Raw genomic sequence first — 24728 nt, forward strand, 5'->3', positions numbered from 1 at the left:
GAAACTAGAGCCCCCGCCCACGTCCGCAAAGGGCCGCGCCATTGAACGGGGTCCGGATTGGGTGTATCGCGCCCGCCGCAGACGGCATCGGGCCGCCCGAAGGGAACAGCGTTTCGTTCCCGGAGAACTTGGATGGCTGATCCGGCCGGCGGCGCCTCCGTGGCGTCCGAGGAGTCGCATCGCTCGCGCAAGCAAGGACACTGGGCGCTCGCCCTGGGCTCCCTGGGTGTCGTATTCGGCGATATCGGAACCAGTCCGCTCTACGCGATGGGCGCCGCGCTGAGCCATATCCACGGCGGTGTCAGCGAAATGGCGGTCCTGGGGATCGTCTCGCTGATATTCTGGGCGCTGATCATCGTCGTGACGATCAAGTACGTGGTCTTCGTGATGCGGGCCAACAACAAGGGCGAGGGGGGCACCCTGGCGCTCATGGCCCTGGCGCAACGCGCGCTCGGACGCCGCTCGACCTTCGTGTTCGTGCTGGGCATCTGCGGCGCGGCCCTGTTTTACGGCGATGGCCTGATCACGCCGGCCGTCTCGGTGCTGTCGGCGGTCGAGCTGCTGCGCGACGCGCCCGGAGTCGGCCATTTCCTCAAGCCCATCGTGCTGCCGCTGGCCGCGGCGATCCTCATCGGCCTGTTCATGGTCCAGTCGCGGGGCACCGCCAGCGTCGGCCGCTTCTTCGGGCCGATCATGGTGGTGTGGTTTCTTCTGCTCGCGGTGCTGGGCCTGATCCATATCGTCCAGGCGCCGGTCATCCTGAAGGCCATGAACCCCTACTTTGGCGTCCACCTCCTGTTCAGCAATGGGCTGCTCGGGTTCATCATCCTGGGAAGCGTGTTCCTCGCCGTCACCGGCGCGGAGGCGCTCTACGCCGACATGGGCCACTTCGGAAAACTGCCCATCCGACTGGCCTGGCTGACCATGGCCCTGCCCTGCCTGGCCCTGCAGTATTTCGGCCAGGGCGCCCTGGTCCTGACCCATCCGGCCGCCGCCAAGGACCCGTTCTTCTCGATCATTCCCCACTTCGCCTACTGGCCCGTCCTGATCCTGGCCATCGTCGCCACGGTCATCGCCAGCCAGGCCGTCATCACCGGCGCCTTCTCGGTGACGCAGCAGGCGGTGCAACTGGGATTGCTGCCGCGGATCGATATCCGGCGCACCAGCGAGACCGTAGCGGGCCAGATTTTCGTGCCGTCGGTCAACCGGATGCTGATGGTCGGCGTGCTCGCGCTGCTGGTGCTGTTCCAGACCTCCGCCAATATGGCCTCGGCCTATGGAATCGCGGTGACCGGGACCATGGTGATCACCGTGCTGCTGGAGTTCATCGTCGCCCGTCGGCTGTGGAAATGGAGCCTTGCCGGCGCGCTGGCCTTCGCGATCCCGCTGTTGGTGATCGACCTGACCTTCCTCAGCGCCAACCTGGTCAAGGTGCTGGAGGGCGGCTGGTTTCCCCTGTCGTTCGGCGCGGGCATTATGCTGATCATGTGGACCTGGACCCGCGGCGCGCAGATTCTCACTGAAAAGACCCGCAAGGACAGCATCCCGCTCCTCGAACTGGCGGAAATCCTCGCCGGCCGGCCGCTGCACCGCGTACCGGGGAGCGCCATCTTCCTGACCTCCGACGCGGCCATGGCGCCGGTAGCCCTGATGCATAACCTCAAGCACAACAAGGTGCTGCACGAGAAGAACATCGTGCTGACTATCGAGACCGCCGAGACGCCACGCGTCAGCGACGACAACCGGGTCCGCATCGAACCGGTCAACGAGGATTTCAAGAAGGTGATCGTCACCTATGGCTTCATGGAGAGCCCGAACCTGCCCAAGGCGCTGGGCCTGTGCCGCAAGCTCGGCCTGAAGTTCGACATCATGGCCACGAGCTTCTTCCTCGGCCGTCGCTCCGTGGTGCCGTCCGCGCAGTCGGGCATGCCGCCTTGGCAGGATAAGTTGTTCATTTTCCTTATGAAAAACTCCGCCAATCCAACGGACTTCTACAAGATCCCTCCCGGCCGGGTGGTCGAGCTCGGAACCCAGGTGACCATCTAACCATGATCATTCTCACCTACGCCGGCGATATCCTGTGGATCCTGGCGCTGTCGATCATGGCCAGCGCGGCGCGCCAGGCCTGGCGGCGCACGACGCCGCAGACCCGCATGCCCATGCAGTTTCGCGCCGACGGCGCGCCGATGTGGCGGGCCAAGCGCAACTCCGCCCTGCTCACCATGCCCGCGGTCGCCTTCGTGGTCAGCGTCATCCTGGTGGTGGTCAATCGCAATCAGGTCGCCGCGGGCGATGCGATCCTGATCCTGTTCGGCGTGCGCGCCTTGGCCGCCTCGCTGTTCGCCCTGGCCTATCTGCGCTGGCTGAAGGCGTCGATGGCGGTGCTGGAGCAGGAAGGCGCGCTTAAGCCTTGAACGGCGCCGCCATTGGCCGTTAAAGGCCCGCGACCCTTTCTGCCCACCTCCTGCCCGGACTCCCCATGGCCGCAACGCCCATCAAGAAAGTCGTGCTGGCCTATTCCGGCGGGCTGGACACCTCGATCATCCTGAAGTGGCTGCAGACCGAGTATGGCGCCGAGGTGGTGACCTTCACCGCCGACCTGGGCCAGGGCGAGGAGCTCGAGCCCGCCCGCGCCAAGGCGCTGGCCGCGGGCGTCAAGCCGGAGAACATCTTCATCGAGGATGTGCGCGAGGAGTTCGTCCGCGACTTCGTGTTCCCGATGTTCCGCGCCAACACCGTCTATGAAGGCCAGTACCTGTTGGGCACCTCGATCGCCCGGCCGCTGATCGCCAAGCGGCAGATCGAGATCGCCCGCAGGGTCGGCGCCGACGCGGTCAGCCATGGCTCCACCGGCAAGGGCAACGATCAGGTCCGCTATGAGGTGGCCTACTATGCGCTGGAACCCGACATCCAGGTGATCGCGCCCTGGCGGGAGTGGAACTTCAAGAGCCGCGAGGCGCTGCTGGAATTCGCCGAGCAGCACCAGATCCAAATCGCCAAGGACAAGCGCGGCGAGGCGCCGTTCAGCGTCGACGCCAACCTGTTGCACTCCTCTTCCGAAGGCAAGGTGCTGGAGGACCCGGCCGTCGAGGCGCCCGAGTTCGTCTACATGCGCACGATCTCGCCCGAGGACGCACCGGACAAGGCGTGCGTCTTCACGATGGACTTCGAGCGCGGCGATCCGGTGGCCATCGACGGCGTGGCGATGAGCCCGGCGACCCTGCTGACCGAGCTCAATCGCCTCGGCCACGACAATGGCGTCGGCCGGCTGGACCTGGTGGAGAACCGCTACGTCGGGATGAAGTCGCGCGGGGTCTATGAGACCCCCGGCGGCACAATCCTGCTGGCCGCGCATCGGGGCATTGAGTCCATCACCCTGGACCGGGGCGCGATGCACCTGAAGGACGAGCTGATGCCGCGCTATGCATCGCTGATCTACAACGGCTTCTGGTTCGCGCCCGAGCGCGAGATGTTGCAGGCGGCCATCGACCACAGCCAGGCGATGGTCTGCGGCCAGGTGCGGGTGAAGCTCTACAAGGGCAATGTGAGCATCGTCGGGCGCACCAGTCCCTACTCGCTCTACGATCAGGACCTGGTCACCTTCGAAGAGGGCAAGATCGCCTATGACCACCGCGACGCGGCGGGCTTCATCAAGCTCAATGCGCTGCGGCTGCGGGTCGCCGCCCGGCGCGACCGGCGGGGGAAATAGCCGCCCCTCCCTAAGACCGCCGATACGTGCCAAGTTGCCGGCCAAGGCGACGCTTGGCTCGCCATTTCGGGGGAAATCACATGATGATGGCGCACCGCTGGACCGCCCTGGTCACGATCCTGGCGCTCCTGGTCTATTTCTGGATGGGCCTGCGGGTCGCCGGCGCTCGGGGCAAGGCCGGCATCGCCGCGCCGGCCATGACCGGCGAGCCGGTGCTGGAGCGCACGATCCGCGCGCATTACAACACGCTCGAATGGTTGCCGATGTTCCTGGTCGGCCTGTGGCTGTTCGCGCTCTACTGGAACGAGCTGGTGGCCGCGGGCCTGGGCGTGGTCTGGATCATCGGCCGCGTGCTCTACGCGCAAGGCTATGTGGCCGAGGCGTCCAAGCGCAGCACCGGCTTCATGATCCAGTCGGTGGCCACCGGCATTCTGCTGTTCGGGGCTCTGGGCAGGATCGCCTGGAGCCTGGCCACGGGCGGCGTCTGAGGTTGCGGACCCGGTCGCGCCGCGGCCGGGCAACCACAATTGCAGCCAAGTGTTGTGACACATAGATATAGACGCGTCCTTCGAGGGACGACCTTTTCGAGATCCAGCCATGTCCAGAAAATCCATCGCCGCCGCCGCCCTGGTGCTGGCGGCCGGACTAGCGGCCTGCGCGACGCCGACGCCCTATCAGCCGAACGCCCGGGTCCAGAGCCTGGGCGGGATGGCCGCGTCCGGCGGCTATTCCGAGGTGCGACTGGAGCCTGATCGCTGGCGGGTCAACTTCGCCGGCAACAGCATGACCTCGCGCGAGACGGTGGAGGGCTATCTCCTGTTCCACGCCGCCGAACTGACCCTGCAGAACGGCTATGACTGGTTCTCCATCGCCGACCGCCACACCGACACCAAGGCGCGCAGCTACGCTGTCCCCGACCCGCTCTACAATCCCTGGTACGGACCGGGTTTCGGCTACTGGCGGCCCTCCTGGCGCTACCATGGGGCGGGCTATGGCTGGCGCACCTGGGACCCGTTCTTCGGCGACCCCTTCTTCGCCGACCGGATGGACATCCGCACCATCGAGAGCTTCGAGGCGTCTGCCGAGATCGTCACCCACAAGGGCGCCAAGCCCGCCGGCGACGCGAACGCTTTCGACGCCCACGCGGTTGTGGAGAACCTCAAGTCCCGCATCCAGTACCCGGCGCCGGCGAAGTAGGCGGCGCCGGCCCGCTACGACAGGTAGGCCGCGCCGAACAGCACCACGCCCAGGAGCCCCAGGCCCAGGGACCCGATCCAGAATGTCCGCCGCCGGGTGATGATCGCCACCGTGCAGACGGCGATGCCGACCTCCAGGAGGGTGGCGGCGGCCGTTAGCCAATGGTGTCGGTGTTCGTGGCGTCGACTCACCGCCAGGAGCTTGTCGCGATCCTTCTCGTCGTCCTGGGCCTGGGTCCTGAGCTCGGCCTGCTTGGCGACCTGCGCCTTGGCCGTGCTCTGGTATTTGGCGGCGTTCGGACCGCCGGAGTCGGCGGCGAGGCCATAGAGGTGCTTCTTCAGGCTGTCGGCCTGGTACTCACCCCAGATGTCGGTGGCCTTGTCCTGGCTCAGCACCGCCTCGCTGGCGGCGGTGATCGCCCCGCCCGCCTCGATGGTCTCCAGGCTGCCGACGCTGGCGGCCAGCACAGCCAGGACAGCGATGGTGATCGAGACCCGGGAGATGAACGGGTCGTGCTCATGAGCCGCATGCTCGGCATGTTCGGCGTGCTCGTGCGCTTCGAGCGCGGGATCGTGCGTCAAGGTGACCACCTGGGGCTATGGCGCGCCGCCGGACGACCCCGGATCGGGCCGCCGGCTGCAACGATGTCATTTGCGGAAATTTGGAGCGGGCGAAGAGATTCGAACTCTCGACCCCAACCTTGGCAAGGTTGTGCTCTACCACTGAGCTACGCCCGCGCTCCTTCAGGGCTCATCCCCCCGAAAAATCGAGAGGCGGCTTATGGCAGACGCCCCAGCCGTTGGCAAGGTGGGGGGATGGCGCACAGCGTTACCGCCCGAACCGGGGTTCCTTCAGGCGGCGCTTGTTGATGTGGTCTTCGCGGGCCGGGGCGATCTCCTCGGGGTACTCGCCCTTGAAGTAGTAGCGCTGCCAGGCTTCCTTGGTGGCCTCAGGGTCGCCGCGGAAGATTCGCCTGTTGAACTCCGAGCGATGCTTTTCCCAGACGTCGTACTGGTCGCGCAGCTCGGGGTTGGAATCCATCCGCCGGATCACCGGCTGGATCTCGTGCAGCGGCTTGTCCTGGATCAGGGTGATGAAACAGAAGGGCTCGCCCTTGTCGAAATGCACCCGGCCCGGGCGGGTGAACAGCCAGTTCATGGTGAAGGGGAACGGCAGCCAGTCGGTCTCGACCACGCCGGCCAGGGGCTGGATGCCGTCCTTGACGTGGTTGGGCGAGCCCATGGCCATCATCGACCAGCCGGGCGGCGTTCGGAACAGGTAGCCCGGATGCAGGGTCAGCACCCCGTGGCTGAAGTGGCTGGTGGCCAGGCGGTGGAAATCCGGGCTCGGGTGGTCGGGCTTCAGCGTGATGTCCTCCTGCCGGATGCCGCCGTTCCATTCGGCGGTGAAGGCCACCGGACAGAGGATCTCCCAGCCCGACGTGTTGGCCATGTTCAGCGGCAGGCAGCGATAGGCGTGGCGGGCATGGAAGGCGTCCATCCAGGGCCGGCTCTGGCGGCCCGGCACGATCTGCGGCGGCCGCTCGGTGGTGGGATAGCACTCCAGTTCCATGGACGACCTCGCAGCTGACACCCAGGACCCTAAAGCAGCGGCTCGCCTTGTCGTCCAGTTCCGCTATCTAACGCGGGCATGAAGACCCGCGCCGACCTGATGGCCCTGCTGGACAGCCTGGGCGTCCAGACCGCGACGCTGGAGCATCGCGCGGTGTTCCGGGTGGGCGAGGGCGAGGAGGTCAAGTCGGGCCTGCCGGGCGTCCACACCAAGAACCTGTTCCTCAAGGACGCCAGGGGCCAGCTGTGGCTGATCTCGGCGGCCGACAGCACGACCATCGACCTGAAGCGCCTGCACACGGTGATCGGCGCGGCGCGGCTGTCGTTCGGCAATGCGGCGTTGATGGCGGAGACCCTGGGGGTGACGCCAGGATCGGTAACCGCCTTCGGGCTGATCAACGATACCGACCATCGGGTGCGGTTCGTCCTCGACCGGGTGCTGGACGCGGCCGAGCGGGTGAATTTCCATCCGCTGACCAACACCGCCACCACCGGGATCGACCGGGACGGATTGCGGCGGTTCCTCGCGGCGGTGGGCGTTTCGCCCCTGGTGGTGGATTTTTCGCAGATGACGGTGATCGAAGGCGTCGCGGCGCGTTGAAGCCGCGGGCTCGCGAGACCATCTTGTCGGGCGAGGCGTTTTGAACGGACTGAGTTGCAAGGGACCGCCAGCATGAGCCTGATCGGGGAAACCACCGGCACGCCGGTTGGCGAGATCATCAAAGATACGACCGACGCCAGCTTCATCGCCGACGTCATCGAGGCGTCGAAGACCCAGCCGGTGATCGTCGATTTCTGGGCGCCCTGGTGCGGTCCCTGCCGCCAGCTCGGGCCGGCGCTGGAGAAGGCCGTCACCGCCGCCAAGGGCAAGGTCAAGCTGGTCAAGGTCGATATCGACAAGAACCCGGCCTACGCCGGCCAGCTGCGGGTGCAGTCGATCCCGGCGGTGTTCGCCTTTGTCGACGGCAAGCCGGTGGACGGGTTCATGGGCGCCCTGCCCGACAGCCAGGTCCGCGATTTCGTCGACAAGCTGGTCAAGGCCGCCGGGGTGGCGGGCGCCTCGCCGCTCGACGCGCTGTTGTCGCTGGCGCGCGAATCGCTGGAGCTCGGCGATCTGGGCGGCGCGGCCCAGGCCTATGCCCAGGCGCTGCAGGCCGACCCGGGAAACCTGAAGGCGCTGGGCGGCCTGGCCAAGGTCTATATGGCCACCGGCGACGCCGAGCGGGCCGGCGAGGTGCTGGCCATGGCGCCGGAGGGGGCCAAGGACCCCGATCTCGACGGCGTGCGCGCCGCCCTGGCGCTGGCCGCCGAGGCGCCGTCCGAGACCGCGCCGTTCGAGGCGCGGCTGGCCGCCGATGCCGACGACCACGCGGCGCGGTTCGAGCTGGCCAGGGCGTTCGCCGGCCGGCAGCAGCTCGACCGGGCCGCCGACCACCTGCTGACTATCATCGAGAAGGATCGCGCCTGGAACGACGAGGCGGCGCGCAAGCAGCTGCTCACCGTCTTCGAGGCTGCGGGGCCGATGTCGGAGGTGGCCAGGAACGGCCGCCGGCGGCTGTCCTCGATCCTCTTCAGCTGAGCCGCAGGAGCGCGCCGTGGCCGCCTATCGACGCATCGCCGACCTGCCGCAGATGCTGCCGGTGTTTCCGCTGGACGGCGCGCTGGTGCTGCCCGGCGGCGACCTGCCGCTGCAGATCTTCGAGCCGCGCTATCTGAACATGATCGATGACGTGATGGCCGGCGACCGGGTGCTGGGCATGATCCAGACCCGCGCCGGCGGCGACCGCGAGCGGCCGCGGCTGACCGCCGTGGGCTGCGCCGGCCGGATCACCAGCTATGCCGAAACCTCCGACGGCCGCTACCTGGTCACGCTCACCGGGGTCTGCCGCTTCGATGCCGGCGAGGAGCTGGCTTTCAACACGCCCTACCGGCAGATCCGCGCGCGTTACGACCGGTTCGAGGCGGACCTGGCGGAGGGCGAGGCGCCGCTGGCGCCGGCGGCGGCGCGCAAACGCTTCGCCCAGGCTCTGAAGCGCTACCTGAACCGCCGCGAACTCGACATCGACTGGGAGACCGCCCAGACCGCGCCGCTAGAGGCCCTGGTCAATTCGCTGTCCATGGGCCTGCCCTTCGAACCCGCCGAGAAACAGGCGCTGCTGGAAGCTCCGACGCTCGCCAGCCGGTTCGAGACCTTGGCCACCCTGCTGGAGATCGACGGCGAAGACGGCGATGACGAGGGCCGCGCGTTGCAGTAGGGTCTGGGGATGCCCCAGCCCCACGTTCCCGCCGCCCTGGATGTCGAGGTCGATCCCCGCCTGCTGGAAATCCTGGTCTGTCCGGTGACCCACGGACCCTTGGACTTCGACCGCGCCAAGGGCGAGCTGATCAGCCGCTCGGCGCGGCTGGCCTATCCGATCCGCGACGGCGTGCCGATCATGCTGCCGGAAGACGCCCGCGAGCTGGGCGATGGCGAGTAGAGTCATTCAGGACTCCGGCCATCTACGCCGGTTCAGCCTTGCCCACGCCGTGATCGCGGTGGTCGTGGCGACCAGCGCGACAGCCCTGCTGACCTACAACTTTGTCCGCGACCGCAAGGCGGATGTGGCGACGGCCAGGGCCTGGGATATCCAGGGTCCGCCTTGTCCTGGCCTCACCCAGGCGCAGTTTACCGCCCAGGGCTATAAGGCCCAGCACACCTTCGACTACGATGGGGTGACCATCGGCCGGCACTCCGGGGACGCCAACTGTTCCGACGTCAAGCAGGCCGGCGGCAAGGGCCTGTTCAACGACAAGGTCTGCCAGTTCACCAGTCCCGCGACCCTGACGGTGACCTCCAGGGCCGGGACGTATTTCTTCGTCCCCGGCGTCGGCCAGCCGGCGACGCTCGCCATCCACCGCGACATCCCCCGCTGCGTGATGGCCTCGAAGTTCACTCTGAAGACCGAATAGCGGGCGCCGATGACCCTGGTGGCCGCGGCTTGGCCACAGCCTATTTCGCCCGGTGGCCATCTCCCCTAGCTTCGACACGCGGTCATCGCGGGGGAGCGGGTCATGCTGGAACGGTACTTCGGGCTGAGCGCCCACGGGACCAGCGTGCGCACTGAGCTGTTCGCCGGTTTCACCACCTTTCTGACCATGGCCTATATCGTCGCGGTCAATCCGGCGATCCTCGGCCAGGCGGGCCTGCCGGTGGCCGCCGTCGCCGCCGCCACCTGCCTGGCCGCGGGCTTCGGCAGCATCCTGATGGGCCTGATCGCCAACTATCCGCTGGCGCTGGCGCCCGGCATGGGGCTGAACGCCTATTTCACCTTCACCGTGGTCAAGGGCATGGGCGTGCCGTGGGAGACGGCGCTGGGCTGCGTCTTCCTGTCGGGCGTCGCCTTCCTGATCCTCACCCTGGTCGGCGTTCGGCAGATGATCGTGGCGGCGATCCCGCGCGCTCTGTTCGCCGCGGTGGCGGCCGGGATCGGGCTGTTCATCGCCTTCATCGGCCTCAGGGACGCCGGCATCATCGTGCCCGATCCGGCCACGGCGGTGACCCTGGGCGACCTGACCAGGCCCACCGCGGCGCTGTCGATCCTGGGCCTGCTGGTGATCGGCGCCCTGCAGGTCTGGCGGGTGAAGGGGGCGATGCTGATCGGCATCCTGGTCACCGCCGGGGCGGCCTGGGCGCTGGGCCTGGCCCACACGGCGCCGGGCGGGTTCGGCCTGACGGACATCTCCGCCACGGCGCTGAAGCTGGACGTGTCGGCCGCGCTCAATCTCAAGGGCGGGCTTGGCATGACGCTCCTGGAGATCGTCTTCGTCTTCCTGTTTGTCGACCTGTTCGACAACATCGGCACCCTGGTGGCGGTGACCAAGCGGGCGGGGCTGATCGACGAGACCGGGGCCATCCCGCGCCTCAACCGGGTGCTGATCGCCGATTCCGTGGCCACCATGGCCGGCGCCCTGGCCGGGACCAGCACGGTGACCAGCTATGTCGAGAGCGCCTCGGGCGTCGCCGTCGGCGGCCGCACCGGCCTGACCAGCGTCACCGTCGGCGTGCTGTTCCTGATCACGCTGGTCTTCGCGCCGCTGGTTCAGGCGATCCCGCCCGCGGCCACCGCCCCGGCGCTGATCCTGGTCGGCGCCCTGATGCTGGGCGCCCTGGCCGAGGTCGACTGGGCCGATCCGGGCGTCGCCATCCCGGCCTTCCTCACCGTGGTGATCATCCCCCTGACCTATTCCATCGCCAACGGCCTGGCCTTCGGGATCACCAGTTTCGCCGCGTTGAAGCTGGTGCGGGGCCAGGCGCGGCGCGGCGACACGCTGCTATTCGTGCTGGCGATCCTGTTCGTCGCGCGCTTTGTCTATCTGGCGAAGGGTTAGGGCAGCGCCGCCAGGAACGCCCGGACGACGGCGGCGGAATTGTCGGAGGCCAGCTGGAAGAACACCCGCGCCTGGTTCGCGCCCGGGTCGCCGCCGGCCAGGTCCGAGAGGCTGCGAAAGGCGATGAACGGCGTGTCGTTGCTAAACGCCACCTGCGCCACCGCGGCGCTCTCCATGTCCAGCACCTGGGCGTGGAAGGTGGCGAAGGCCCACCCGCGCAGGGCGGCGTTGTCGACGAAGGCCTGGCCGGAGACGCCATTGCCGCCGACCACGACGCGCGGCGGCTTGACCAGGCACCGGTCGCCGGCCGCACACCGTTTCAGCGCGACCTTGCCGGCGACGCCGCGGGCGATGGCGATCAGGGCGGGATCGGCGGGAAACCAGGTCCGCGCCTCGGACCCGCCGGACCCATGCGCCACCTGAACCGCCTTGGGGAACATCATGCCGAACGGCGCACCCCCCAGCGGCTCGCCGGGCGGCGGGGTGAAGTGGCCGGGGGCGTCCTCACGGGCCATCACGCTCTCCAGGTACTGGCTCCACTGCGCCGGCGCGACCACGTCGCCGACGTCGAGGCTGGGATCGACCCCCCCCGGCGATGCCGGAGAATACGATGCGGCGGACGTGGAAGCGGTCCAGCGCGCGCTGGGTGGTCATGGCCGCGTTGACCATGCTGACGCCGCTGAGGAACAGCACCACCGGCTTGCCCTCGAGCAATCCGGTGGTGAACAACGTCCCCCCCAGGGTGACGGCGCGCCGGTGAGTGGTGGCCTGGGTCAGGGCCGCCAGCTCCGGCGCGAAGGCCGAGACCACGGCCGTGCGCGACTGGTCGTCGAGGCGCCCGCCAGGCGCCGCGCGGGCGGCGCCGGCGACAGCCGCGAAGAGGGCGAGGAGGGCGAGGAGGGGGAGGAACGGGCGCATGGCTGGAGCTTAGCCGTAACCCGGCCCTGACGCTGCCCCCGGATGGCCAAACCTCGGCGAAAGGACGTCCGACCCGCCCGGCCGGCCTTGGGCGGGCCGGGTTCGAGAGGCTATTTGCGGACCCAGCCACCCCCGGCGGGGCGGTAGTAGTCGCCGGGGCGAAGCTTGCCGCGCACCACGCTCTCGAAGGCCGCGGCCCCGGCGGCGACGGGGGTGACGCCGTTCTTGGCGGCGGCCTGGGCATATAGCTGGGCGCGGCCGGCGTTGATGTCGGCGACGGTGGCCTTCACGGCCGGATCGGCCGCGGAGGTGACCAGCCCCAGGAAGCCGTCGGCCTGCTCGCCGACGATTCCGGCGGCCTTGGCGGAGTCCACCGTGGCCTTGGTCTGGGCGGTCTGGGCGAGGGCGGCGGCCGGCAGGGCGAGAGCGGCCAGGACCGCGACGCTGAGAATCGATGTGTTGCGCATGATCAGGGCTCTCAGAATAGGTTCGGGTTTTTCTGGATCAGGGCCTTGACGTCCTCGTCCAGACTGAGCCGGACGTTGGCGTCCAGCTTGGCGTAGATGGTGATCGGATCGACCTTGACGTGCAGCGTGGGCGCGCAGGCGACAAGGCCCAGCAGGCAAAGGCCCGTGGCCACGGCCAGGAGGCGGGGCGCCGACGGGTGGGGCGCCGACAGTTGGGGGGGTGGCGTCATCGGGGCGTCTCCACGGGCTTGGACTCCAGGTTGGGCGTCGCGGCCTGAACCGCGCGTGAACCCCGAAGCCGCTGATAGTCGGCATAGTCCGCCAACAGGTCGTCCAGGTTGAGGGTCGTGTCCAGCGTCAGATCGACGGCGGTGTCGGACGGCAGCGGCAGCGGCCGGGTGAGGAACTTGCGCCCGATCAGGTCGAAGAGGCTAAGCCGGATCTCCTGATGATGCGGCGGATCGTGGCGGCCGACGATGTGGAACAGCGTGCCGAGCCGTCCGTCCGGGCGCGTGGCGAGGCCGGCGTCGAGGGAGGTGAAGGCCAGGTTCTCCAGCGCCTGATAGGCGAAATCGGTGAAGGTGTCGGTGGGCGGAACCACGGCGGCCTGGCCGGCCGGCGCCTGGACCGACCCCGCCGCGGCGACGCCGCTCAGCGCCTGGCGCTTGATGGACAGGCGTCCGGGGCGGATGGCGTGCAGGTCGCCGCCGAGGATCCGCACCTTACCGTCTTGGCTGTCGAAGGGAATCCGGCCGCTGACCACCGCGTCGAGATCGACCTTGTCGCCAAACGGCGAGGCCGCCACGAGGTCGTGCAGCTGCACGCCCTCGAACCGCAGCGCGCCCTCCATCGGCGCGTGGGCGACCAGCGGGATGCTGAGGCTTTCCACGCTCACCTGGCCGCCGCCCACCGCCGCGGAGCCGCCGGATATCAGCAACGCCTTGTCGTCGAGCCCGAACGTGGCGACCACGCCGGTCAGCGGGACCACGGTGGCCACGCTGTCGATCTTCAGGGTCTGGCCAGGGGCTGCGACCAGTGGGACCAGGCTGCTGAAGGCGACGGTTCCGGAAAGGCCGGTCACCGCCCCGGCCGGGCTCTGGAAATCCAGATGCGGGATGCTGAGCAAGCCCCCGCTGGTGACCCCGGCCGACGTCCAGTCCAGCCGGCCGGCGAAACGCGCCTCGCCCTTGGCTGGCGCGCCGATAGCCTGGGCCAGGGGCGACAGGTCCGCGGGCTGTGCGCCGCCCGGGGCGAAGACCAGGGGCCCGGTGTCGATGTCCAGACCGCCGCGACCGCTGGCGCCGTCGTGGCGCAGCACGGCCTTGCCGAGCGCCAGGCCCGTCGGCGCGTGGCCAGCGAACGCCGCGGACCAGAGCCCCCCGGCCAAGGCCGCCCGTCCCGCGATCCGCAAGGGGTTGAACCGTGTCGAGGTCGCGGTGTCCGAGAGGCCGGCGTCGTCCAGCCGCGCGTTGAGCAAGAGCGCGCCGCGCCGGCTCGCCGCCTGGACCTGTCCCGCACCGCCGGCGATCCGCGCCTGAAAGCCTGGCGTCTCGGCGTCGAGGTTGCGCAGCCGGGCGTCGATCCGCCAGTCGCCGCCGGCAAGGGCGACCAGGGGACCGCCGTCAGGGCAGATCTCGGCCGACAGCGCCTTGAGGTCATTGGCGCCCAGCTCCAGCTTCCGGACCTCGACCAGAGCGCACCGTAGCGCGGTGAACCTGAGGCCGGCGCGGCTTGCCGTGAGGGCGCCGGCGATGTCGATCTCGCCCCCCAGCACCGGCCCCACGGAGGCCGCGGCCTTGGCGTGGACATCGGCCGACGCCCCGCCGTGCGCAAAGGCCAGACGCCGCACCTGGCTGGTCACCTGCGGCAGGCCGCCGCCGTCGACCGTCAGCGAGACCCTCCCGCCGCCGGGCCCGATCGCCGGGCCGCCCGGAAGCGCCGCCAGTCTCACCGTTCCGCCCTGGTCTGGCTTGACGCTCAGCGGGCGGCGCAGGCCCAGGGTCGCGGTCGCGCCCTTGAGGTCCAGCGTCATCGCCGGCGCGGCGATCCGGAAGCCGGACGCGGCGCGCTTGATCGCCGCCAGTTGCGGGGCGTCGGCCTGCACCGGTCGGCCCAGACCGCGCCAGGCGCCGTGACTGTCGAGGCTGGCCGCCAGCCGGGCCTCGAGGCCCGACCGGCCGTAGCGGACCGGGCCGCCCAGGGTCGCGTCGATCCCGTCGAGGCTCAACCCGCTGGCCGCCGCGTCGTGCGCCCGCAGGGTCAGCCGTGGCGTGGCGGCAAGGGCCGTCGCCCGGCTCCAGCTGAGATCGTCGGCCGCCGCCGTCGCCCGCACCGATGTCAAGGTCGCGGCGCCGAGGTTGGCGGAGCGCACGTCCAGGCTCGCCCCGGCCTTGCCGACGAGCGCCAGGGCCTCGATCCCGCCGCTGGACCGCCCCTCGAAGGTGGCGTTGAGGTCGGCCTGCCTCACCGTCGCGCCAGCCGCCGCCAGGGCGCCGGTGATGTGCGCGCGCAGGGTTACCGGACCGTCCGCCCGGCGGCGCGCCAGGTCGGGATAGGCGGTCTCGCCGCTCAGGGTCAGCCGCGCGCCGGTCGCCGACAGACCGCCGGGAAACGTCGCGGTCGCCGGCAGGTCCAGGTTGAAGCTCACCAGTTCGCCACGGGTGCGCACGGCCAGCGCGCCGGACCCCAGGCTGGCGTCGAACCCTGGGCCGCGCAGCCGCGCGGGCGCGCTCCTGGCGTCAAGCCTCGTCAGCCGGCCGCCCGCGACCGTCGCATCGGCGGTCAGCCGCAGCGGGCCATAGTCGGTGTCCAGCCGCAGCAGGCCACGCGCGATCTCCACACGCGGCGGAGCCCGACGCGGGTTCGGCGGGCGCCGCAGCAGCTCGGCGATCAGCGGATCGAGCGAGCCCAGGCTGGCGCGGCCACCACGCAATCGCAGATGGATGGTCGGGCCGACCAGCCTGACCGAGCGGACCTCCAGGCCCGTCGCGCCGAGGCCCCAGCGGAGGGTGGCGTCGCCCGCCGCGAAGTCCGGCGCGCGGGGATCGCCGGCGGTGACCCGGCCGGTGACCTCGCCGAGGCCCAGGTCGCGAACCTGCGCCGTCGCGGCCACGCCGTGGGCCCGCAGCCAGCCGACCAGCGCCTCCCGCGCGATGATCCGGCGCGCCGCATAGAGCGCGACCAGCAGGACCAGCGCGATGAGGCCGGCCGCGGCCAGGATCAGGCTCAGTCGCCCGGGGCTGGCTTTGGGCTCGGTCAAGGGCGCAGGGCTCCGCTCACGACGCGTGTCATAGCCCCAATCCGTGGCCGGTCCGTGGTGTTCCGCTCAGAGCCCGCCGAAACTCGCCAGGGCGACCCCGCCGTCCACCGCGATGGTCTCGCCCACCACATAGTCGCCGGCGCGGCTGGCCAGATAGATGGCGGCCGCGGCCATGTCCTCGTCGCGGCCGATGCGGCGCGAGGGGATGCGCTTGGCGATCTCGTCGCCCTGGTCGCGGGCCACCCGGTTCATCTCCGAGGCGAAGGCCCCAGGGGCTATGGCGGTCACATTGATGGAATCCGCGATCAGCGTCGCGGCCATCCGGCGAGTGAGGTAGATCAGCCCCGACTTGGAGGCATGATAGCTGAAGGTGTCCTGCGGATTGAGCCGGATGCCGTCGATCGAGGCGATGTTGATCACCTTGGCCGGCTGGTCGCGGCTGGCGGCGGCCTTCAGGGCGCCGTGCAGCGCCTGAGTCAGGAAGAACGGCGACTTCAGGTTCAGGTCCATGACCTTGTCCCAGCCGCTCTCCGGGAATTCGTCGAAGGGCGCGCCCCAGGCGGCGCCGGCGTTGTTCACCAGGATGTCGAGGTTGGGCTCCCTGGCCATGTAGGCCGCCGCCAGCGCCTTGACGCCCTCGACCGTGGAGACGTCCTGCGGCAGCGCGATGCAGTCGGGGCCGAGTTCCTCCGCGGTCGCGAGGCAGGCCGGCGCCTTGCGCGAGGAGATGTAGACGCGGGCCCCCTGGTCGATGAACCCCTGGGCGATCATCTTGCCGATGCCGCGCGAGCCGCCGGTGATCAGCGCAGTGCGCCCCTTGAGCGAGAACAGATCGAGCGCCATGGCGCGCCTCCCCTTTTTTTGCCGTGTGGTCGCGCTCCGCCGCTGCGGAACCGGCGGAGTCAGGACCGCCGCTTTTCCCTGGCACATTTGACTTGGAAGGGTCCAGCGGGGCCTGTAACAAGCGTTTGAATTTCGCGGACGCCGGCCGGCTTTCGGCCGCGGACCGACGACAGAATATCAGGGACGGAACTCATGACCGAGATCAATTCGGCAGCCACGCTGACCCAGGACGGCGACGTCGCCATCATCACGCTCAATTCGCCGCCGGTAAACGCGCTCTCGGCCAAGGTCCGCGAGGGACTGTTCGAGGGCTTCAAGGCCGCCATCGCCTCGCCCGCCAAATCGATCGTGCTGATCTGCGAGGGCCGCACCTTCATCGCCGGCGCCGACATCACCGAGTTCGGCGGGGCCATGGCCGGCCCCAGCCTGTTCGATGTTCAGGCGATGATGGAGAACGCGCCCAAGCCGGTGATCGCCGCGATCCACGGCACGGCGCTGGGCGGCGGCCTGGAGGTCGCGCTCTGCGCCCACTATCGCGTGGCCGTCCCCTCAGCCCGCGTCGGCCTGCCGGAAGTGGCGCTCGGCCTGCTGCCCGGCGCCGGCGGCACCCAGCGCCTGCCGCGCATCGTCGGCGTCGAGGCCGCGCTCGACATGGTCACCTCCGGGCGCCACGTGCCGGCCAAGCAGGCGCTGGCCATGGGCCTGGTCGATGAGCTGGCGCAGGAGGGCAAGCTCAAGGAAGCCGCCGTCGCCTTCGCCAACAAGGCCGTCGCCGAGGGCAAGCCGCTGGTCAAGGTGCGCGAGAACAATGCCAGGCTGGAGGCGGCCAAGGGCCACCCGGAGATCTTCGCCGACTTCCGCAAGGCCAATGCCCGCAAGTTCCGCGGATTCGCGGCGCCGGAAGCCAATATCAAATGCATCGAGGCGGCGGTGAATTCCGCGACCTTCGAAGACGGCCTGAAGGCTGAGCGCAAGCTGTTCGGCGAGCTGATGGGCGGGGCGCAGTCGGCGGCCCAGCGCTACTATTTCTTCGCCGAGCGCCAGGCCAACAAGATCCCCGACGTGCCGGACGACACCCCGATCCGTCCGATCAAGAAGGTCGGCATCATCGGCGCGGGCACCATGGGCGGCGGCATCGCCATGAACTTCGCCAACGTCGGCATCGCCGTGGTGATCGTCGAGCAGGAGCAGGCGCCGCTGGACCGCGGCCTGGCCACGATCCGCAACAACTATGAGCGCTCACGCACCGCTAAGCCCGAGGAGACCGAGCAGCGCGTGGCCCTGATCACTGGCTCGCTGTCGATGGAGGAGGCTTTCAAGGACGTCGATCTTGTCATCGAAGCGGTGTTCGAGCGCATGGACGTCAAGAAGTCCATCTTCGAGCGGCTGGACGCGATCTGCAAACCCGGCGCGATCCTGGCCACCAACACCTCGGGCCTGAACATCGACGAGACCGCCTCGGTGACCAAGCGGCCGCAGGACGTCATCGGCCTGCACTTCTTCTCGCCGGCCAATGTCATGAAGCTGCTCGAGATCGTCCGCGCCGACCATACGGCCAAGGACGTGATCGCCACCTCGATGAAGCTGGCCAAGCAGATCGGCAAGATCGCCGTCCTGGTCGGCGTCACCCCCGGCTTCGTCGGCAACCGCATCCTGGGCCAGCGCCAGCGCGAGGCCCAGAAGCTGGTGATGGAGGGCGCCATGCCCTGGGATATCGACCGCGTGCTCTATGACTTCGGCTTCCCGATGGGTCCCTTCGCGATGAGCGACCTGGCCGGCCTGGACATCGGCTGGGTGAAGGAAACGTCCCACGGCGAGACCATCCGCGACGTGCTCTGCGAGGCGGACCGTCGGGGCCAGAAGACCGGCGCCGGCTACTATGACTACGACGAAAACCGCAACGCCAGGCCCAGCGCCTTCACCGAGAAGGTGATCCACGATTTCATCGTCAAGACCGGCGCCAATCCGCGCAAGATCAGCGACGAGGAGATCCTCGAGCGCTGCATCTATCCGATGATCAACGAGGGCGCGAAGATCCTCGAGGAGGGCAAGGCGATCCGCCCCTCCGACGTCGATTTGGTCTGGGTCAACGGCTATGGCTGGCCGGTCTATCGCGGCGGGCCGATGCATTATGGCGATCAGGTCGGGCCGGAAAAGGTGCTGGCCAAGATGCGCGAGTTCCAGGCGACCATGGGCGATGCGTTCAAGCCCTCGGCGCTGCTGGAAAAGCTGGTCGCCGACGGCAAGAAATTCTCCGACATCAAGGCGTAACGTTTATCTCCGCCGCGAAGCGGCGGGAGGTAGCGAACGAAGGAACTGAACCATGCGTGAAGCCGTCATCGTCGCCGCCGCCCGGACCCCCATCGGCAGGGCCTATCGCGGGGCGTTCAACAACACCTATGGCGCGACCCTGGCCGCGCACTCGATCGCCGAGGTGGTGAAACGCGCCGGCATCGATCCGGGCGAGGTCGATGACGTGGCCTTCGGCTGCGCGCTGGAACAGGGCTCGACCGGCAACAACATCGCCCGTCAAGCGGCGCTGCGCGCGGGCCTGCCCAACACGGTCTCCGGCATGACCATGGACCGGCAGTGCTCGTCGGGCCTGATGGGCATCGCCACCGCCGCCAAATACATCATCAACGACGGCGCGCCGGTGGCCATCGGCGGCGGGGTGGAATCGATCAGCCTCGTCCAGAACGGCCACATGAACGGCTTCATGATGTCCGACCCCTGGCTCGCCGAGCATGTGCCGGAACTGCAGACCTCGATGGTCGAGACCGCCGAGATCGTCGCCGAGCGCTATGGGGTCAGCCGCCAGGCGCAGGACGAGTACGCCCTGCAGTCGCAGCAACGCACCGCCCAGGCCCAGGCCGAGGGCCGCTTCGACCGCGAGATCGCGCCGATGAGCACGGTGATGAAGGTGGTGGTCAACAAGGAAACCGGCGAGACCGCCGACAAGGAGATCACCCTGTCCGCCGACGAGGGCAACCGGCCGCAGACGACGCTGGCCGACCTGCAGAAGCTGGCCCCGGTGTTCAAGGGCGGCCGCTATGTGCAGGAGGGCAAGTACATCACCGCCGGCAACGCCTCGCAGCTCTCCGACGGCTCGGCCGCGGTCCTGCTGATGGAGCGCAAGGAGGCCGAAAAGCGCGGCCTGACCCCGCTGGGCGCCTATCGCGGCATGGCCGTGGCCGGCTGCGGCCCGGAGGAAATGGGCATCGGCCCGGTATATGCGATCCCCAAGCTGCTGGAGCGCAACGGCCTGACCATCGCCGACATCGATCTCTGGGAGCTGAACGAGGCGTTCGCCTCCCAGGCGCTCTATTGCCGCGACAAGCTGGGCATCGATCCGGCGAAATACAACGTCTCCGGCGGCTCGATCTCGATCGGCCATCCCTATGGCATGACCGGGGCGCGCTGCACCGCCCACCTGATGTACGAGGGCAAACGCCGCGGCGCCAAATACGGCGTCGTCACCATGTGCGTCGGCGGCGGCATGGGCGCGGCCGGGCTTTTCGAAATCTTCTAGGCGCTAACCTTCCGCGTCGATCTCCGCCCAGGTCAGACCCTTGGTCTCCTTGGCCAGCACCGCCGCGACAAAGCTGATCGCGCAGGCCACGCCGATGTAGAGCGAGATCGGCAGGGTTGACTGGAAGTGCCGGTAGAGCGCCAGCGAGACGATCGGCGCCCAGGAACCGCCGACGATGGACGTCACCTGATAGCAGAGCGAGGCGCCGGAATAGCGGACTCGGGTCGGGAACAGCTCGGCGATCACCGCGCCCTGCGGCCCGTTCATGGCGCTGTGCGCCAAGAGGCCCACAACCACGGCTATGACGATCAGGGCGGGTGAGCGGGTGTCCAGCAGCGGGTAGAAGGCAAAGGCCCAGATCGCCACTCCCGCCGCCCCGAACGCATAGACCGGCCGCCGCCCGATCCGGTCCGAGAGCAACGCCCACAGCGGCATGGAGACGGTGGCCACCAGCGCGCCGGCCAGCACGCCGTTGAGCGCGACGCTGCGCGACAGGTGCAGCATCTCGGTGACGTAGGTGATGGCGAACGCGGTCATCAGGTAGAAGGAGATGTTCTCGCCGATCTTCAGCGCCCCGCCGAGCACGACCCGCCAGGGCCAGCGGCGCAGGGTCTCAAGAACCGGGGCGTTGTGGGCGCCGTCTTCCGCCTGGGCGAGCGCGGCCTCGAACACCGGGCTTTCGTCCAGCGACACCCGCACCCACAGGCCGATGCCGATCAGCACGACCGACAGCAGGAAGGGTATCCGCCAACCCCAGGTCAGGAAGTCCTGCGGGCTGAGCGTCGCGGCCAGCACCGCCAGCACTCCCGTCGCCAGGAAGTTGCCCAGCCCGCCGCCGGCCTGGGTCAGCCCGGTCCACAGGCCGCGCCGCCGCGCATCGCCATATTCCGCCGACATCAGGATCGCCCCGCCCCACTGTCCGCCCAGGCCGAAGCCCTGCACGAGCCGCAGCGCCACCAGCATCACCGGGGCCAGCACCCCCACCTGGTCGAAGGTCGGCAACAGGCCGATCAGGAAGGTCGCCGCGCCCATGATCAGCATGCTGAGGGTCAGCAGTTTCTTGCGGCCGATGCGGTCGCCGAAATGGCCGAAGACGATGCCGCCGATGGGCCGGGCCATGAACCCCACCGCATAGGTCGAAAAGGCGAACATGGTCCCGGTCAGCGGGTCGGAGCGGGGGAAGAACACCTTGCTGAACACCAGGGCCGCGGCCGTGCCGTAGAGCAGGAAGTCGTACCATTCGACCGCCGTGCCGATGGCGCTGGCCGCGATGACCTTGCGGGGCAGGCTGGCGGCGGGCGAGCTCACGCGGTCTCCGCGTCGATCTGGGCGAAGGTCATGCCCTTGGTCTCCCGCGCCCGGAGCGCCGAGACGGCGCTGATCGCACCGGCCACGGCCAGGTAGATGGCGATCGGCATCCAGGACTTGTAGGTTTTGTAGAGCATCACGGCGATGATCGGCGCGAGCGAGCCGGCGAAGATCGAGGTCGCCTGATAGGCCAGAGACGCGCCCGAATAACGCATCCGCGTCGGGAACAGCTCGGCGATGAACGCCGCCTGCGGCCCATACATAGCGCCGTGCAGCACCAGCCCGACGATCACCGCGATCAGCACATTGATCGTGAGCCCGGTATCGATCATCCGGAAAAAGGCAAAGCCCCAGATCGCCATGCCCGCCGCGCCGATGATGTAGACCGGCCGCCGCCCGATCCGATCCGACAGGGAAGCGAAGATCGGAATCATCACCACCTCCACCGCAGCCCCCGCCAGCATGGCGTTGAGCGCCAGCGTTCGGCTCAGGTGGGCGATCTGGGTCATGTAGCTGATGGCGTAGGTGGTGATCAGATAGAAGGAGATGTTCTCGGCCACCCGCAGGCCCGCGCCGATGGCGATGCCGCCGGGCCGGCGGCGGATCGCCTCCAGCACCGGCGCGCGCTCAACGCCGCGCTCAGCGACGGCCTTGGCGAACACCGGGCTTTCGGCCAGCGAGGAGCGCACCCAGTAGCCGATGGCGATCAGCACAGCCGACAACAGGAACGGGACGCGCCATCCCCAGGCCAGGAAGTCATGTTCGCTCTGGATCGCCGACATGATCGCCAGCACGCCCGCCGCCAGCAGGTTGCCGGCCGGCACCCCCGCCTGCGGCCAGCCGGCCCAGAAGCCGCGGCGCCTGGCATCGCCATACTCGCAGACCATCAGCACCGCCCCGCCCCATTCCCCGCCCACGGCGAACCCCTGGACGAGGCGCAGCAGCACCAGCATCAGCGGAGCCAGGAGACCGACCTGGCCGAAGGTTGGCAGCAGCCCGATCAGGAAGGTCGAGGCGCCCATCAGCATCAGGCTCAACATCAGCAGCTGCTTGCGCCCGATCCGATCGCCGAAGTGGCCGAACACCAGCCCGCCCAGCGGCCGGGCCACAAACCCCAGGGCATAGGTGGCGAAGGCCAGCAGAGTCCCGGTCAGGGGATCGGCCTGCGGAAAGAACAGCTTGTTGAACACCAGCGCCGCGGCCGTGCCGTAGAGGAAGAAATCGTACCACTCGATGGTGGTGCCGATCATGCTGGCCGCCACCACCCTGCGCAGGGTCGAGGCGGGCGCGGGCGCGGCTTCAGTCGTGGTCGTCAAGCGGAACCCTCCCAGGCCGGCCCGCTCTGGCGGCGGGTCCGAAGGCGGCAGATGAGCGCGGACGGCGCGATCTTACAAGTAAGCGCATCGCCGCCCCGCGATCGGGCGGCTTGGGGCGGGTTTCCCCCGGACTGGCGCCGTGGGCGCTCCAATTTCCCCACCCACGGGTCGTCATGGCGCGGAGCCGGGCGGACGGGGGGCGTTTTTCGTGCCGTTCGCCCACTTGCAGCTTGCCGCGCGCCGCCCGCGGACCCAGGCTGACGCCAACGAAAAACCCGAGGAAGCCCCATGTCCATCGACTTCGAGATCCCGCCGGAAGCCAAGGCCGTCCGCGAGCGCGTGCGCCAGTGGGTGAAGGACGAATGCATCCCGGCCGAGGCCCGGGTGGTCGACAAGGACAGCTACAAGGCCGTGCTGGCCGAACTGCGCGGCAAGGCCCGCGCCCAGGGCCTGTGGCTGCCCTTCGTGCCGAAGGAACACGGTGGCATGGGCCTTGGACCGCTGGCCAACGCCCTGGTGCAGATGGAGCTGGGCATGAGCCACCTGGGCGCCCTGTCGATGAACAGCCAGGGACCGGACGACGCCACCATCCTGACCCTGCTGGCCCACGGCACCGACTATCAGAAGGAGAAATTCCTCAAGCCACTCCTGAACGGCGAAAAGCGCGTCTGCTATTCGATGACCGAGAAGGCCTCCGGCGCCGACGCCACCGGCATGCGCACGAGCGCCGTCAAGGACGGCAACGAGAACTATGTGCTGAACGGCGAGAAGTGGTTCTCCTCGGCCGCCAGCGCCGCGGACCTGGCCCTGGTCATGGCCCGCACCGACCCCGACGCGCCGCGCCACCAGCAGTTCTCGACCTTCATCGTCGAGCTGCCGAACCCAGGCTACCGGATCAAGCGCGACATCGCGACCATGGCGGCGGAAGGCCCATTGTCGCACATCATGGGCGGCGGCCACGCCGAGATCGAGATCAAGGACCTGGTGGTCCCCGCCGAGAACCTTCTGGGCGGCGAGGGCCGGGGCTTCGACATGGGCCAGCATCGCCTGGCCTACGGGCGGCTGCGGCATGGCATGCACAATGTCGCCATGGCGCAACGCGCGCTCGACATGGCCGCGGCCCACATCAGCCAGCGCACCACCTTCGGCAAGAAGCTGGATGAGCGCCAGGCCGTCCAGTTCATGATGGCCGAATGCGCGACCCAGCTCTACATCTCGCGCCTGATGCTGCTGCACATCGCCTACAAGGCCGAGAAGGGCCTGGACATGCGGCAGGAGAATTCGATCGCCAAGGTCTATCTGGCGCACATGGTCCACCACGTGGTCGACACCGCCATCCAGCTGCACGGCGCCCTGGGCTACAGCCGCGACACTCCGCTGGCCGCCTGGTACACCCACATCCGCTCCCAGCGGCTGGTGGACGGTCCCGACGAGGTGCACCGCTGGACGGTCGGCCGCAACGTCATCAAGGCGTTCCAGAAGGACGGCACCACCGCCATGGCCGCCGGCGGGGACCTGCTTTAGGGCCGCTGCATCCTGGCGATGTACTCGCGCACCAGGGCCAGGCCCTCGGTGTGGACCACTGACCGGCCGAGTTCCGGCATCATCACCCCCGGCTCGGTCGACGCCATGCGGTAGCCGATGATCGAGGCGTCTGGGCGGCCGGGGACGAGGTCGAGGTCCAGGTTGCCCGCCCCCTTGCCGGCGGCGACGGGCCGCTTGCCGAGGCCGAGCTTGGCGAGCCGGGTCTCCTCGAGATCGAGGTTCAGGCCGGTGTTCGACGCCATGCCGCGCGGGTTGTGGCAATGGCCGCAATTGGCGTCGAGATAGGCCCTGGCGCGGGCCTCCAGCGGCTCGGCGGCGTCGGTCCAGACGGCGGCGCGCGGGGCCTTGTCCGGCGCGGGCGCGCCCGCCAGCATTCCGGTCCGTGTCCAGTGGGCCAGCTGGTTCTCCGACCCCTCCGGATAGACGAAGACGCCGTTGAGGTTGCGCGCCTTGACGCCGATCGGGGCGATCCGGCCCGACAGCGAATGGCACTCCTTGCACTGGTTCTGATTCGGCACGCGGTAGTCGATCTGCCGGGGCTGGCCCGCCGTATCGGTGAAGCTGACGTCGATCCGCGCCCCCGCGCGTTTGAGCCTCGCCTCGGTGCGCGGGGCGTTCCAGACATAGGTCAGCGCCGTCCAGCCCGCGCGGCGGTGGATCAGCAGCCGGGTCTCAAGCACGCGGACCGACTGGTCCGT

At 69.0% G+C, this 24728-nt stretch carries 25 protein-coding genes and 1 tRNA gene; 14 read left to right on the plus strand and 12 right to left on the minus strand.

The features are described from left to right. Window positions 1-132: 132 nt before the first annotated feature. The 5 genes from RMN86_RS06810 to RMN86_RS06830 all read left to right on the plus strand — a co-directional run bounded on the left by RMN86_RS06810 (window position 133) and on the right by RMN86_RS06830 (window position 4906). A complete protein-coding gene (locus RMN86_RS06810; protein ID WP_309605079.1) occupies window positions 133-2046 on the plus strand; it encodes a potassium transporter Kup in 1914 nt (637 codons plus the stop codon). A gap of 2 nt (window positions 2047-2048) precedes the next feature. Continuing rightward, on the plus strand, window positions 2049-2414 hold the full coding sequence (locus RMN86_RS06815) for a hypothetical protein (protein WP_309605080.1): 366 nt from the start codon (window positions 2049-2051) through the stop codon (window positions 2412-2414). A 65-nt stretch (window positions 2415-2479) separates the two neighbouring features. Continuing rightward, window positions 2480-3709, plus strand: coding sequence for an argininosuccinate synthase (locus RMN86_RS06820; RefSeq protein ID WP_309605081.1), 1230 nt, complete (start codon window positions 2480-2482; stop codon window positions 3707-3709). Window positions 3710-3789: 80 nt separating this feature from the next. Further along, window positions 3790-4197 (plus strand): MAPEG family protein, encoded by a 408-nt coding sequence (locus tag RMN86_RS06825; protein WP_309605082.1) that lies wholly within the window; start codon window positions 3790-3792, stop codon window positions 4195-4197. Between the two features lie 109 nt (window positions 4198-4306). Further along, entirely contained in the window at window positions 4307-4906 is a 600-nt protein-coding gene (locus RMN86_RS06830; RefSeq protein WP_309605083.1) for a CC0125/CC1285 family lipoprotein, read from the plus strand. 14 nt (window positions 4907-4920) lie between these two features. Here the strand turns inward: RMN86_RS06830 and RMN86_RS06835 are convergent, their stop codons facing one another. The 3 genes from RMN86_RS06835 to RMN86_RS06845 all read right to left on the minus strand — a co-directional run bounded on the left by RMN86_RS06835 (window position 4921) and on the right by RMN86_RS06845 (window position 6478). Then, a complete protein-coding gene (locus tag RMN86_RS06835; protein ID WP_309605084.1) occupies window positions 4921-5487 on the minus strand; it encodes a DUF4337 family protein in 567 nt (188 codons plus the stop codon). A gap of 81 nt (window positions 5488-5568) precedes the next feature. Continuing rightward, window positions 5569-5643: transfer RNA gene (locus RMN86_RS06840), tRNA-Gly, on the minus strand. A gap of 91 nt (window positions 5644-5734) precedes the next feature. After that, entirely contained in the window at window positions 5735-6478 is a 744-nt protein-coding gene (locus RMN86_RS06845) for a DUF6065 family protein (RefSeq protein WP_309605085.1), read from the minus strand. Between the two features lie 78 nt (window positions 6479-6556). Between RMN86_RS06845 and RMN86_RS06850 the strand changes: the two genes are divergently transcribed. From RMN86_RS06850 to RMN86_RS06875, 6 genes are all read left to right on the plus strand, one after another. After that, entirely contained in the window at window positions 6557-7078 is a 522-nt protein-coding gene (locus RMN86_RS06850) for a YbaK/EbsC family protein (RefSeq protein WP_309605086.1), read from the plus strand. A gap of 72 nt (window positions 7079-7150) precedes the next feature. After that, window positions 7151-8056, plus strand: a complete 906-nt coding sequence (locus tag RMN86_RS06855; RefSeq protein ID WP_309605087.1) for a co-chaperone YbbN — start codon at window positions 7151-7153, stop codon at window positions 8054-8056. Window positions 8057-8108: 52 nt separating this feature from the next. Next, complete coding sequence (locus tag RMN86_RS06860) at window positions 8109-8732, plus strand: LON peptidase substrate-binding domain-containing protein (RefSeq protein ID WP_309605123.1); 624 nt, start codon at window positions 8109-8111, stop codon at window positions 8730-8732. Between the two features lie 9 nt (window positions 8733-8741). Continuing rightward, window positions 8742-8954 (plus strand): Trm112 family protein, encoded by a 213-nt coding sequence (locus RMN86_RS06865; protein ID WP_309605088.1) that lies wholly within the window; start codon window positions 8742-8744, stop codon window positions 8952-8954. Beyond that, window positions 8944-9426 (plus strand): hypothetical protein, encoded by a 483-nt coding sequence (locus RMN86_RS06870; protein ID WP_309605089.1) that lies wholly within the window; start codon window positions 8944-8946, stop codon window positions 9424-9426. Before RMN86_RS06865 ends, RMN86_RS06870 begins: the two co-directional genes overlap by 11 nt. Before the next feature lie 102 nt (window positions 9427-9528). Beyond that, entirely contained in the window at window positions 9529-10845 is a 1317-nt protein-coding gene (locus tag RMN86_RS06875) for an NCS2 family permease (RefSeq protein ID WP_309605090.1), read from the plus strand. Here the strand turns inward: RMN86_RS06875 and RMN86_RS06880 are convergent. From RMN86_RS06880 to RMN86_RS06905, 6 genes are all read right to left on the minus strand, one after another. Then, window positions 10842-11402, minus strand: a complete 561-nt coding sequence (locus RMN86_RS06880; protein ID WP_309605091.1) for a 5'-methylthioadenosine/S-adenosylhomocysteine nucleosidase — start codon at window positions 11400-11402, stop codon at window positions 10842-10844. The two genes, RMN86_RS06875 and RMN86_RS06880, sit on opposite strands and share 4 nt — an antisense overlap. Then, window positions 11350-11763 carry a hypothetical protein gene (locus RMN86_RS06885; RefSeq protein WP_309605092.1) on the minus strand — a complete coding sequence of 138 codons (414 nt, stop codon included), beginning with the start codon at window positions 11761-11763 and terminating at the stop codon, window positions 11350-11352. The genes RMN86_RS06880 and RMN86_RS06885 overlap by 53 nt, the downstream gene beginning before the upstream one ends. Window positions 11764-11873: 110 nt before the next feature. Further along, on the minus strand, window positions 11874-12230 hold the full coding sequence (locus RMN86_RS06890) for a YdbL family protein (protein ID WP_309605093.1): 357 nt from the start codon (window positions 12228-12230) through the stop codon (window positions 11874-11876). An 11-nt stretch (window positions 12231-12241) separates the two neighbouring features. Further along, complete coding sequence (locus RMN86_RS06895; protein ID WP_309605094.1) at window positions 12242-12460, minus strand: YnbE family lipoprotein; 219 nt, start codon at window positions 12458-12460, stop codon at window positions 12242-12244. Beyond that, the gene (locus RMN86_RS06900) at window positions 12457-15489 is read right to left on the minus strand and encodes a YdbH domain-containing protein (protein WP_309605095.1); all 3033 of its coding nucleotides are present in this window, start codon (window positions 15487-15489) and stop codon (window positions 12457-12459) included. The genes RMN86_RS06895 and RMN86_RS06900 overlap by 4 nt, the downstream gene beginning before the upstream one ends. Before the next feature lie 66 nt (window positions 15490-15555). Beyond that, entirely contained in the window at window positions 15556-16332 is a 777-nt protein-coding gene (locus tag RMN86_RS06905; protein WP_309605096.1) for an SDR family oxidoreductase, read from the minus strand. 192 nt (window positions 16333-16524) lie between these two features. On the opposite strand from RMN86_RS06905, the gene RMN86_RS06910 reads away from it, so the two are divergent. Both RMN86_RS06910 and RMN86_RS06915 read left to right on the plus strand, forming a co-directional pair. Then, window positions 16525-18603: a 3-hydroxyacyl-CoA dehydrogenase NAD-binding domain-containing protein gene (locus RMN86_RS06910; protein WP_309605097.1), complete on the plus strand. Its 2079-nt coding sequence runs from the start codon at window positions 16525-16527 to the stop codon at window positions 18601-18603. A 52-nt stretch (window positions 18604-18655) separates the two neighbouring features. Beyond that, entirely contained in the window at window positions 18656-19861 is a 1206-nt protein-coding gene (locus tag RMN86_RS06915; protein ID WP_309605098.1) for an acetyl-CoA C-acyltransferase, read from the plus strand. Between the two features lie 3 nt (window positions 19862-19864). Here the strand turns inward: RMN86_RS06915 and RMN86_RS06920 are convergent, their stop codons facing one another. After that, the gene (locus tag RMN86_RS06920; protein ID WP_309605099.1) at window positions 19865-21169 is read right to left on the minus strand and encodes an MFS transporter; all 1305 of its coding nucleotides are present in this window, start codon (window positions 21167-21169) and stop codon (window positions 19865-19867) included. Continuing rightward, window positions 21166-22485: an MFS transporter gene (locus RMN86_RS06925; protein WP_309605100.1), complete on the minus strand. Its 1320-nt coding sequence runs from the start codon at window positions 22483-22485 to the stop codon at window positions 21166-21168. Before RMN86_RS06925 ends, RMN86_RS06920 begins: the two co-directional genes overlap by 4 nt. A gap of 288 nt (window positions 22486-22773) precedes the next feature. Between RMN86_RS06925 and RMN86_RS06930 the strand changes: the two genes are divergently transcribed. Continuing rightward, window positions 22774-24009, plus strand: a complete 1236-nt coding sequence (locus RMN86_RS06930; RefSeq protein ID WP_309605101.1) for an acyl-CoA dehydrogenase family protein — start codon at window positions 22774-22776, stop codon at window positions 24007-24009. Here the strand turns inward: RMN86_RS06930 and RMN86_RS06935 are convergent. Then, window positions 24006-24710, minus strand: coding sequence for a hypothetical protein (locus RMN86_RS06935; protein ID WP_309605102.1), 705 nt, complete (start codon window positions 24708-24710; stop codon window positions 24006-24008). The two genes, RMN86_RS06930 and RMN86_RS06935, sit on opposite strands and share 4 nt — an antisense overlap. Between the last annotated feature and the right edge of the window lie 18 nt (window positions 24711-24728).

It is taken from the genome of Phenylobacterium sp. (genome assembly GCF_031360265.1).
In the GTDB taxonomy this organism is placed as follows: domain Bacteria; phylum Pseudomonadota; class Alphaproteobacteria; order Caulobacterales; family Caulobacteraceae; genus Phenylobacterium.

Coding starts and splice junctions, on each gene's coding strand:
- RMN86_RS06810 (WP_309605079.1), top strand. CDS start 133: ATGGCTGATCCGGCCGGCGGCGCCTCCGTGGCGTCCGAGGAGTCGCAT.
- RMN86_RS06815 (WP_309605080.1), top strand. CDS start 2,049: ATGATCATTCTCACCTACGCCGGCGATATCCTGTGGATCCTGGCGCTG.
- RMN86_RS06820 (WP_309605081.1), top strand. CDS start 2,480: ATGGCCGCAACGCCCATCAAGAAAGTCGTGCTGGCCTATTCCGGCGGG.
- RMN86_RS06825 (WP_309605082.1), top strand. CDS start 3,790: ATGATGATGGCGCACCGCTGGACCGCCCTGGTCACGATCCTGGCGCTC.
- RMN86_RS06830 (WP_309605083.1), top strand. CDS start 4,307: ATGTCCAGAAAATCCATCGCCGCCGCCGCCCTGGTGCTGGCGGCCGGA.
- RMN86_RS06845 (WP_309605085.1), bottom strand. CDS start 6,478: ATGGAACTGGAGTGCTATCCCACCACCGAGCGGCCGCCGCAGATCGTG.
- RMN86_RS06850 (WP_309605086.1), top strand. CDS start 6,557: ATGAAGACCCGCGCCGACCTGATGGCCCTGCTGGACAGCCTGGGCGTC.
- RMN86_RS06855 (WP_309605087.1), top strand. CDS start 7,151: ATGAGCCTGATCGGGGAAACCACCGGCACGCCGGTTGGCGAGATCATC.
- RMN86_RS06860 (WP_309605123.1), top strand. CDS start 8,109: ATGCTGCCGGTGTTTCCGCTGGACGGCGCGCTGGTGCTGCCCGGCGGC.
- RMN86_RS06865 (WP_309605088.1), top strand. CDS start 8,742: ATGCCCCAGCCCCACGTTCCCGCCGCCCTGGATGTCGAGGTCGATCCC.
- RMN86_RS06870 (WP_309605089.1), top strand. CDS start 8,944: ATGGCGAGTAGAGTCATTCAGGACTCCGGCCATCTACGCCGGTTCAGC.
- RMN86_RS06875 (WP_309605090.1), top strand. CDS start 9,529: ATGCTGGAACGGTACTTCGGGCTGAGCGCCCACGGGACCAGCGTGCGC.
- RMN86_RS06885 (WP_309605092.1), bottom strand. CDS start 11,763: ATGCGCCCGTTCCTCCCCCTCCTCGCCCTCCTCGCCCTCTTCGCGGCT.
- RMN86_RS06890 (WP_309605093.1), bottom strand. CDS start 12,230: ATGCGCAACACATCGATTCTCAGCGTCGCGGTCCTGGCCGCTCTCGCC.
- RMN86_RS06895 (WP_309605094.1), bottom strand. CDS start 12,460: ATGACGCCACCCCCCCAACTGTCGGCGCCCCACCCGTCGGCGCCCCGC.
- RMN86_RS06905 (WP_309605096.1), bottom strand. CDS start 16,332: ATGGCGCTCGATCTGTTCTCGCTCAAGGGGCGCACTGCGCTGATCACC.
- RMN86_RS06910 (WP_309605097.1), top strand. CDS start 16,525: ATGACCGAGATCAATTCGGCAGCCACGCTGACCCAGGACGGCGACGTC.
- RMN86_RS06915 (WP_309605098.1), top strand. CDS start 18,656: ATGCGTGAAGCCGTCATCGTCGCCGCCGCCCGGACCCCCATCGGCAGG.
- RMN86_RS06930 (WP_309605101.1), top strand. CDS start 22,774: ATGTCCATCGACTTCGAGATCCCGCCGGAAGCCAAGGCCGTCCGCGAG.